This is a genomic window from Pseudomonas sp. NPDC087346 (genome assembly GCF_044744235.1).
Lineage (GTDB): Bacteria > Pseudomonadota > Gammaproteobacteria > Pseudomonadales > Pseudomonadaceae > Aquipseudomonas.
Map to the genome: position 1 here is coordinate 22953 of NZ_JBIUXX010000037.1, position 10638 is coordinate 33590.

Annotated in this window: 7 protein-coding genes; all 7 read right to left on the reverse strand. The window is 56.7% G+C overall.

What is annotated here, in order from left to right; genetic code table 11:
* Nucleotides 1–19: 19 nt before the first annotated feature.
* Nucleotides 20–1603 carry a TolC family protein gene (locus ACIOZM_RS20595; RefSeq protein ID WP_401216664.1) on the reverse strand — a complete coding sequence of 528 codons (1584 nt, stop codon included), beginning with the start codon at nt 1601–1603 and terminating at the stop codon, nt 20–22.
* A gap of 2 nt (nt 1604–1605) precedes the next feature.
* Entirely contained in the window at nt 1606–2844 is a 1239-nt protein-coding gene (locus ACIOZM_RS20600; protein ID WP_401216666.1) for an HlyD family type I secretion periplasmic adaptor subunit, read from the reverse strand.
* A 16-nt stretch (nt 2845–2860) separates the two neighbouring features.
* Complete coding sequence (locus ACIOZM_RS20605) at nt 2861–5203, reverse strand: type I secretion system permease/ATPase (protein WP_401216668.1); 2343 nt, start codon at nt 5201–5203, stop codon at nt 2861–2863.
* Between the two features lie 424 nt (nt 5204–5627).
* Nucleotides 5628–6254, reverse strand: coding sequence for a response regulator (locus tag ACIOZM_RS20610; RefSeq protein WP_401216669.1), 627 nt, complete (start codon nt 6252–6254; stop codon nt 5628–5630).
* Nucleotides 6255–6317: 63 nt separating this feature from the next.
* Nucleotides 6318–6716 carry an OmpA family protein gene (locus ACIOZM_RS20615; RefSeq protein ID WP_401216671.1) on the reverse strand — a complete coding sequence of 133 codons (399 nt, stop codon included), beginning with the start codon at nt 6714–6716 and terminating at the stop codon, nt 6318–6320.
* Between the two features lie 130 nt (nt 6717–6846).
* Complete coding sequence (locus ACIOZM_RS20620; RefSeq protein ID WP_401216672.1) at nt 6847–7338, reverse strand: hypothetical protein; 492 nt, start codon at nt 7336–7338, stop codon at nt 6847–6849.
* An 81-nt stretch (nt 7339–7419) separates the two neighbouring features.
* The coding region (locus tag ACIOZM_RS20625; protein WP_401216674.1) for an Ig-like domain-containing protein at nt 7420–10638 on the reverse strand (3219 nt) is incomplete at its 5' end.

The following is a 10638-nucleotide window of genomic DNA, read 5'->3' on the forward strand; positions in this document are numbered from 1 at the left end:
CTATCTAGGCTGAGTCGATTCAACGCTTGCCTTGTAGCCATTGTGCGAGCATGCCGGCACTGGCGTATTGACGCAGGATCGACTGGTAACCATCAAACCGGTCGGTGATCTCACTGATCTGGTTGCCGTAATGATCATTTTCAGCCGTGAGGACATCCAGCAAGGTGCGCTTACCCAAGTGGTGCCACTGCAAGTAAAACGCTTCGCGAATCCGGTTCGACTCCACGGTTAGGTTACGGTAGAGCTCGGCACGCTCAAGCTGGGTACGGGCATCGTTGTCGGCCGTGCGAATTCTGAACTCCAGGTCTTGCCGTTGCTGTTCAGTTTCCTGACGGCTGGCATCCGCGCGTTGCAGTGCCGCGCGCTCGGCCGCTCGGGTAGAGCCGCCCCGGAACACGCCCCAGGACACGCTCAGCTTGGTCTGCCACGGCCGCTCACGCCCGATCTCATCTTCGGCGGTATTCTTGCTGACGACCCAGTTCAATTGCGGCAGGCCAGAAGCTCTGATGGCTTGCGCTTCCAGCTCCGCGGACTCGGCCTGTGCCTTCGCCTGAAGGATCGTTGGGTGCTCCTTCACGACATCCAGCAATGGTTCAAGCTGGGGCAGTCTGATGTTCCATTCCCGGCGGCGAGGAATCTGCACCGGACGCTCGCCTATCAGTTTATGCAAAGTGATTTCGGCATCCCGGGCCTTGGCCGAGGCCGCATCATGCAGGGCCTGAGCTTGTAGCAAGCGAGCCTTGGCTTGCGTCAACTCACTAGCCCGGCCAGCATCCACCGCCACAATACCGGCGAGCATGTTGACCAGTTCTTCCATGCGATTGGCGAAGTCCTGGCTAAGCTCACCGATAATCCGCTGTTTGCCCAGCTCGACCAAGGTCAAGACCACTTCAAAGCCAACACTCTCCCGTTCAGCCGCGACATTTTCTTCGGCGGCCTCTGCCAGCCGCTTACGGCTATCGATGGTGTTGCCGACCCGCCCCCAGTCATAGAGCATGGTCGACACCGCAACGTTAATACCACCAGAACCCTGCTCCCTGTCAGAGCCTTTACCAAATTGCACGGCTTGCGTCTGCGTCCCCACATCCACCTGCGGCCAGCGCTGGCCCTTGGCAGCATCAACATCGGACATTGCCGCCTGCTGTTCACCCTGGCTGCGCAGAACTTTCGGGCTGCGAGCCACCGCGGCGTCCACGGCGCCCAGGAAGATCTTGCGCAGCTCGTTCTCCGTTGGCCCGACGACCGGGTTTCCTTTCTGCACACGCTCAGCCAGGCGACTCGGTAATCCCGCGTAGGCAACGGCGGACACGCTGCCGATCGGTTGTGCCAAACCACTTGAAGCAGGAGTCTGCGTCGCCGTGGCCATCGCAGCCTTCGAGCCTTTATTCGGCATAACCTGGCTATCGGAAACTATTGGCCGCACCGCAGGTTGCGCGGCACTCACCGGGGCGGGCTGAGTCTGCACAGGCGCGGAGATCACACGACTGAAGCTCAGCAACTCATCGCCCGCCTGCGCTGCCGGAGCGCACAACCCGGCCAACACCAACAACAAGCCCCATCGAACAGCGAAGGCCAATGGCGCATCGGAGAAATTAAACTTCATGTCTATCGCTCCCGGAACGCTTCGCGCGCTTTGAGCACGGGTTTGAGCAAATAGTCGAGGATGGTTTTCTCGCCGGTGCGGATTTCGACCGAAGCCACCATGCCGGGGATGATCGGCAAGGACTTGCCGCCTGCATCAAGAGAACTTTTATCGGTCAACACCAGTACCCGGTAGTAGGTCGCATCGGGGCGACCGGCTGCGGCTTTCTGATCATCTTTCAAGGTGTCGGGGCTGATGTGCTCGACCTTGCCTTTAAGACCACCGTAAATGGCGTAGTCATACGCCGTGATCTTTACCGTAGCCAGCAGCCCAGGCCTCAGGAATGCAACATCGGCGGGGCGGATTTTGCCTTCTACCAGCAATTGATCTTCCAGCGGAATGATTTCCAGAATGTGCTCGCCGGGTTGAATGACGCCGCCACGGGTGTTCACGCGCACGTTCTTTACCGTGCCACGAACCGGTGCGGTGATAGTGGTACGCTCTACAACGTCAGCCCTGCCGACCATGTTTTCAGTGGTTTGCGACAGCTCCAGTTCGAACTTAGCCAGTTCCGCGTTGGCTTCTGCCTGATAGCGATTGGTACGCTCGACCATCTGCGTTTTGATTTCGTTGGCCTGACGGCGCATCCGCAGGATTTCCACTTCCGACATCAAGCCTTTGGCCGCGAGCGGTTCAGCCAATTGAATCTCGCGGGCAGAGAATGCATAACTGCGCTCCAGTGCGCCGACGCTGTCGTTCAACGCCTGTTTGCGCGCGTTATAAGCCTGGATTTCTTGCTGCACCACAGCCTGATCGGTCTTCACCATGTCGTCGAACTCCAGCGGCTGTTGATAAGCCTCGGCACGCAGACGGGTGATGCTGGCCTTGAGGCCGATGACCTTCGACAGCGCTTCGCGGTAACTGGCCTGAGCCCGCGTCGGGTCGATTTTGAGCAACACTTGCCCCTTCTCCACGACGTCACCTTCGCTCACATTCATTTGCGCGAGAATGCCGCCCTCCAGGCTTTGAATGATTTGCTCGCGGCTCTTGGAAATGACCGTGGCTTCGCCCAGGGTAATTTCTTCGACTCGGGCAAAATAAGCCCATACCAGGCCGCCTATCAGCACAACGGCGATCAGATTGAGGACCAATCTGGAGCCTGGCGTGGTCTGAGTCAGCAGCGACTCCTGAATATCTTTCATATACGCGGCGTCGCCGGGCTGCAGATCCGCCGCAGCGGACCGCCCAAATAAACGTTTCATGGATTGATCTCTGACTTCAGTTAGCGGCGTCGGGAGCTTGTGCGGCTGCAACCGGGGCTGGCTTTTTCGCATTCAAGGACATGACGGTGGAGGCGCTTCGGGTAGCCGGCTCTCGCTTGGTGGCGCTCTGTGCATCGGCACTGGCCGATTCAGGTTTACGAGTGTTGGCGTTCATGGCCGCAAGGATGGTGTCCTTCGGACCGTCGGCAACCACCTTTCCGTCTTCCACCACAACGATGCGCTGGACCAATGCCAACAGCGACGGGCGATGTGTCACCACCACCAGCGTTTGCTCCTGCGTTGCCTGTTGCAGGTGCCTCAAGAACATCGCTTCGGTCTGGGTATCCATGGCACTCGTCGGCTCATCGAGCAGCAACAGGTTCGGACGGGCCAGCAGCGTCCGCGCCAAAGAAACCAACTGGCGCTGACCGCCGGACAACCCTTCGCCCATTTCCCCGATAGGAAGGTTGATGCCCTTCGGATGACGCGCCGCGACCTGGTCAAGTCCAGTCAGGCGCAACACCCGCAAAAACTCATCGGCACTGGCTTCAGGACGACCGATCATGACGTTCTCGCGCAGCGACCCATAAAACAGCCGCGCATCCTGGCCCACATAACCGACAGCCTTTCGCCAGTCCGCCGGGTCGATCTGATGGACATCCAGCCCAGAGCTGAACATTTGCCCTTCCACCGGCGAATACAGCCGCGCCATGACTCGTAACAGCGTCGATTTGCCACTGCCGATACGGCCCAGAATCGCCACCCGCTCCCCGGTTTCAATCATCAGGTTAATGCCTTGCAGCACCTGCGGATTAGGTTGCATGGGCGGAGCGGGATAAGCGAAACCAATATTTTTCAGGGTCAACTGGCCGCTGATCGAGGGCTTGGCCAGATATTCGCGGCTCGCATCACGCTCAACCGGCAGCGCCATCAGACCATTGAGCGATTGCAGGGCGGCCTTGGCCTGTTGAAAGCGCACAGCCAAGCCCACAACCTGACCCAGCGGCGCCGTCGCACGTCCGGACAGCATCACGGTGGCGATCAGTGCGCCCATGGTCAAATCGCCGGTATCGATCAAGTAAACACCGACCACCATCAACACCACAGTTTGCACTTGCTGAAAGAAAGCGACGGTGCTGGTGGCGACTCCTGACAATTCTCGCGACTTTAAGGAGGTGCTGGCAGCCATGGCACTGAAGGTTTCCCAGCGCCGTTGCATGTACGCTTCGCCGCCGACCGCCTTGAGTGTTTCCAGGCCTTCAATCGACTCGATCAACACGCCTTGCTTGAGCGAGGACTCGCGCAAGTTTTCCTTCATGGTGCGTGCCAGAGGCCACTGAATGAAAATGCTGACGGCGAGAATCAGCGGAATCAGCAGTAAGGGAATCCAGCCCAACGGCCCACCGATGACGAAGATCACCCCGACAAACATCAACACAAACGGCAGATCGGAAATCGCCGCTAAGGTGGCCGACGTGGCGAAATCGCGCACTGATTCAAATTCACGCAACTGGTTGGCGAACGAACCGGAGGACGCCGGCTTGTGTTCCATCTGAATCGACAATGCCTGCCGGAACAACATCGTACCGAGCACCAGATCAGCCTTCTTCCCCGCCATATCCAGCAAGTGCGAGCGTACCTTGCGCGCCACCGCCTCGAAGATCATGGCCACAACCACACCGATGGCCAACGACCACAGCGTGACAAACGCCTGATTCGGCACGACGCGGTCGTACACATTCATGGTGAAAAAGATACTGGCCAGGGCCAGGACGTTGATCAGCACCGCGCCGATAGCGGCACTGCGGTAGTAGCGCCGATAGCGCCACAACGTGCTCAACAGCCAGTGCCCCGCAGGCCGTCCGGTTTCTTCTCCGGCGCGCGTATCCACCTTGGCCTTAAGCTTGGCGAGAATGGCGAAGCCGGCGTACAGCTCATCGACGTCGGCTTGCGGCACCTCGACCGGCTCGGGGCTGAGCTCTGGAAAGATCACCTGATAGACAAACGTGCGCTTGTCCGTTGCATCCAGATCGGGCCGACGACCCAGCAGTATGCAACCGCCCTGATCCTTGCGTAACAGAATCATCGGCACCAATTGTGTGGGTAGTGCCTGAAGCCGACGCTCCACCAAACCTGCCGACAAACCGGCGTTGGTCAGACTCGCCAATGCGAGCGACGGCGACAGCACGGCGGACTTTGGCAAACCGGCGGTCAGCGCTTCGAGCGAGCGCCCAACACGGTAGTGATCACACAGCCAGGAAACGCTTTGCAGCAGCGTGTCAGCAACCCCCTGGGTGTGAGGCGTTGGTGTCGGCTGATCATCCGACTGAGGGTTTACGAACGTGCTATCGGCAGCCATCAACGGAGCCCCCGAGTCGCTGCCGCTCGTGGTAAGTGTCCTGCGTCGTTCTCAAAGTAGAATCTCCTGCGCTGGCGTTGCCAGCGGGTCATGAGTCTTAAAAATCATGGGAGTATTCTGACGATCGTGATCTCCATTCGGAATGAGACCTGTCTCAAACGTGACGGTTATGCCCCCGACAAGACGAACGGCAAAAATGCTTATCGCTTTGGGTAACGCACGGCAGAACGGACATTTATCGGTTAAAGGGGCATGACGATCTGAAACTGATGCTTCCTCGGAAGCCGTAAGAAACTCCTGCCGGCACTTGAAGTGGAGTTTGTCGGATGAGAGATTATGAAGTTGTGGCTAGAAATTTCGGATTAGGCAATCACACTTGGATGGGCGATGTTCTGGAACTTCACTTGCCAAGGTAGAACTCGGATTAAACCAGACCATTACGTTTTGCCAACGCATACAGGCCCACTACATCGCTGACATTGAGCTTGTGCAAAAGTCGTGTTTTGTAGGTACTCACCGTTTTGTCACTCAGCAGCATGCTCTGCGCGATTGCTCGGTTGCTCATGCCCAATAGCAGTTGTTGCATGACGCCAAACTCGCGACCCGACAAGAGCTCTAGCAACTCATGCTCCCGAGATGCTTGATTTCCATGGACCGGAACAATACACAGATCAGGAAAGTATTCTTGATGAGCACGAACAGCCCTGACGGCATATACCACCTCAGCGAGCTCATTTTGCTTACTGACGAATCCGTGGGCACCGAGCTGCCGGCAACGTTTCACCAGATGAGCGGGCGGAAGACCGGTCAAGACAATGATTTTTACCGGCAGTTGTTTGGCGACAATCCGGTTGATCACCGTTAACCCATCAATCACAGGAATGCCGATATCCAGTATGATTATCGAAGGACACAGCGCTTCAACCTTCTCAAGTGCGTCAGCCCCATTATCGACTTCCGCCACCACGTCAAATCCTTCACTGGCCAGCAGCAGCCTGATGGCCAGAGTAACAACGGGATGATCATCAACAATAAGTATGCGATTATTCATTAGAAAGCCTTTTTATTTAATTTAAGTAGTCTTGCACAGGCATCACTTCCCTATAGAGAACAATTACTTGTCTTTAGAAAAACCTCTACCAACACATCCCAGCCAAAGTCCAGCCACATTACGACAAAGACCGTTGTGGAATTCTGATGAAGCAGGACGACACTCAATCAACGGCAAAAAGCAGGTGCAACTATTACGCCGGCCTTTCTTCATGTTTATCAATCTGCGATGCCTATCAACCCGCACCACCACACGCCGATCCCGGCCATCACAGTCACCACTCACCGGCTCTCGTGAACCGACACTGCGGGCGCTTGCTGCCGGTAGGCCGCCTTCGATCAACAGACGGCGTACCGTTTGCGCACGTTTTAGGCCAAGAGCCTGGTTGCTGGAATCAGAGCCGATGGCATCGGTGTGTCCGATCACTTCAATGTGCTGGAGTGGCGTGTTGTCGCTTTTCAACTGACCGATCAGATCCGGATAGCTTGGCGACCTTACGCCAAGAGGTCCGCGTAGCCTGACTTGCCGAATGTGAAGAGAACATCACTCGACAGCGAATACTCCTTGAACGGTTGGGGGTTTCGACCGCCGACTAGTAATCACAAGCCCTAACACTGGAAGCACGGGACAACGCCTGAATCTGCTTGTGCATGCTGGCCAGTTCCTTTTCAGCATCGGCACGCTTGACCGCCTGCGGGACACCGTTAGCACCTTCGCCGGCCTTGAGAAAGTAGGTCATACCGCCTTCCAGGTGGGCCGAATACAACTCGGTGTTCTTACCTTTATAGTCAGGGGCATCGTTCAGATAAGCACCCAGAGTGTGCGAGCCAGGGGCCACACAGAATGCGGTATAGCCCCCTGGCAACAGGCCGGCGTGGAACTCGCGATCGACATACACGTGGAGCGCGCCGTTCTGCGCCCCGACCGTTGCGGAACGATAGTAGACGACCTGGGCTTGCCCGGCGGAAACCGGGGCCACGGGAATGTATTGATCGCCGAAGGCCTGGACAGCCATCACAGGAGGGGCAGTGCTTAATGCCATGCCAATCAGCGCACCGTGAAACAGGGAAGAAAGTTTAAACATGCTCATGACTCCACTGCGGGCATCTGACGATGCCCGCAGTTTTTAGAAAGTAAATTGAGAGAAGTTGATGGTCAGGCCGGCTTACACCAGGTTGGTGGTCACCCCTTGCTGAACCAGCAGTTCGGCATCCAATGAGGAGTGGTTGTACACCTGATAAGCCAAACCACCAACCGTGATTTGGCCCTGATTGCTCCAGCTTCCCGGATCTTCCGCGCTGATCAGGCCTTGCAAATCGACCTTGTCACCGGCATCGCCCTTGACCATCATTTGAGTCTTGCCACTGGTATGGAACAGATCGGTTTCACCATTGCTAAGAACATCTTCTAAAGACAATTTAAGGGTGTTGTCGCCGGAGCCTGTTAGATCAATTACCTCGATAGAATTCAGCTTTTCACCGATACTGGTCAAATCTAATACTTGATCTTTACCGCTAAGTGTCAGTGTATCGAGCCCCGCCCCTCCGTGAACACCCGAATTAGTGCCTGACAAATTATTCACAGAATCGATAGTGAATAGATTATTGTCATCGGATCCGAAATACCCAATAGCATTATCGATAAGCTGGTTCGTAGGGTGAGTTAACGCGCCAGATGCAGTGATGACCTCGATATTGTCGATGCAAATACCTGCAATATCGCTAACAGTGATCTCCACCGTCCCAATATATATGCCATCTGGCGGGGTAAAAGAATAGGTGCCAGGCGAATTAGCCGATTCAGAATGAATAACATTTCCCTCTATATCCTTATAGTAAATTGTATTATTAGCGCCACCGTTAGTACCTGTAACCTCAAAGGAAAAACTAGTCGCCGGAAAATCCAAAGTTATATTCGCACCGGAATGAGTCTGACCTATAATTAGCGCCTTCCGCCTGTTATGATCAAGCCAGCTAATAGAACTCCCATAAAGATTTGTTAACGTATAAAAATCAAATCTTGAACTCTCACCTGCATTTATACTGTAACCAGGATCCAACGAACTAAAATCATCTCTTAATTCTCTAGGCGCAGTTGTAATATTTGAAACATTTCCGGCGTTATCAACAATAAAACTTTCTAGAGTTCCCGTCACTACCGCAGGGACGTCAACCGCGACTGTCCCGGTATCGATGTCTTGTTGCGTAAGCGTATGTCGTACTTGGGTCTCGCCGACATTCACAATCAACACGTCGCCGGCATTCACAGTCGTCCCGGCTACTTCGACAGCGACCTCATCCCCACTACGGCTGACGGAAGCAGGCGCATCCGGAGGTGTGTTGTCCAGCATGACTTGCTGCACGTTTCCACCGCCTACGTTACCCGCAACATCTATAACCCTCGTCTGAATCTCCCAATCACTGGCATGGACCGTTTCATCAACGAAACTCCAGGTCCCATCGCCATTGAGCAACGCATCCTGCCAGTTCACGCCGCCATCGACGGAAACCTGCACCTTTTCATCAGCCGACAGCGCTGCCGTCAGCGAACCCTGAATCAAGCGCCCGGCAGTTCCGTCGTTGGTCAGGAAATCACCACTGTCACTCCCGCTGTCCTTGCCCATGCTCACAATCGTGGCCTGAGCAGCCGGCGCGCTGAAGTCGACAGTCACAATGTAAGGATCGGACGGATCACTGGCGTTGCCCGCCGGATCGGTCACCACCATGGTGAACTCGTGCTCACCTTCGTTGAGCGGCGGGTCTGGGGTGAACGACCAGTTGCCATCAGCCCCCACTTGGGCAGTGCCGATCAGCGCACCATCGTCATAGATCGACACGGTGTCGCCCGGCTGCTGACCACCACCACTCAAGGTCGGCGTGGTGTCGTCGGTGAAGCCGCCATTGTCGATCGGACCCTGGTTCGATCCCACATCGTCGTGCACGTTGTCGATGCCGCCAGTGCCGCCCTCTCCAGGATTAACCGGTGGAGTGATATCGATTTCCAGGTTAAACACCGGCGTCGGCACGCTTTCACCACCGGCCGGGGTGGTGACCGTGGCGGTGAAGCGGTGGTTGCCTTGGCCCAGTGCCGTGCTTGGCGTGAGCGTCCAGTTACCCGACGCATCGGAGGTAGTGCTGCCGATTTTTACGCTACCGTCGTAGAGGTTGACGGTGGCGTTCGCCGTGGCCTTGCCGTTGAGGGTCGGAGTCGTGTCGTCGGTGACACCGCCTTGACTCAATGGACCTTGAACAGTGCCCACGTTATCGGTCACCTGGGTGATGCTGATAGCGACAGCGCGGGTATCGACGCTGAAATCGATTGGCGTGCTTTTCGGACTCTGGTGGCCGGCCGCATCTTCAATAACCGTGTTCAGGCTGTGAGGACCGTCTGCCAGTGGCGTGCTCGGTGTAAAGCGCCACTGACCTTGCGCGTTGACCGGCACACGGTCGATTTCCACGCCTTTGTCGTAGATGATCACGGTCGTGCCCGCTTCGGCGGTGCCGCTGAAGGTCGGGGTGCTGTCGTCGGTGGTACCGCCGCTGTTGATCGGGCCGGTGATAGCGCCGACGTCATCACTCAGGACCTGGCCGGTGGCCGAGCCTGGTGCAAGGGTATCAACAGTGATCGAGTATTGACCGGTTGGCGGGCTGACGTTGCCCGCCGCATTGGTCGTGGTGGCAGTGATGTTGTTCAGGCCGTCGACCAGATCGGCGGTTGGGACAAAGCTCCACTGGCCATTGGCTTGAACCTCGGTCGTACCCAGGAGCTTGCCGTTGGCATACACAAAAATGGTCGCGCCCACCCCGCCGGTACCATTGATAGCCGGACGGGCGTCATCGGTGACGTTGCCGGGCGACAGATTGCCCAGTTTGCTGCCCACATCATCAATGATGCCAGTAATGGCTGGCGCCGTCGGTGCGCCACCGGCGATGACCTCGAAATCGAACGCAGCGGATTTGTCGCCGAGGTTGCCGGCGGCATCCATGGCTGCCACAGACACTTTGTGGGGGCCGTTGCTCAGGGGCGGACTTGGCAGGAAGGTCCAGTTGCCACGGGCATCCACCGGCGCACGGCCGATTTCCACACCTTTGTCATAGATGATCACGCTGCTGCCAGGCTCGGCGGTACCGTTGATATGCGGCTGCGCGTCATCGGTGATGGTGCCAGCCGTAATCGGCCCTTTCACCGCGCCCTGGTCATCAACCATGGCGGTGATAACGGGTTTACCCGGCGCGACGGTATCGACGATCACGCTGTACGGAGCCGACTCTTCACTGCTGTTGCCGACCGGGTCGGTCACGATGAGGGTGAGGTCGTGCTTGCCATCGTTGAGCGGCGGGTTCGGGGTAAACATCCAGTTGCCGTCTTTATCGACTTTTACCTC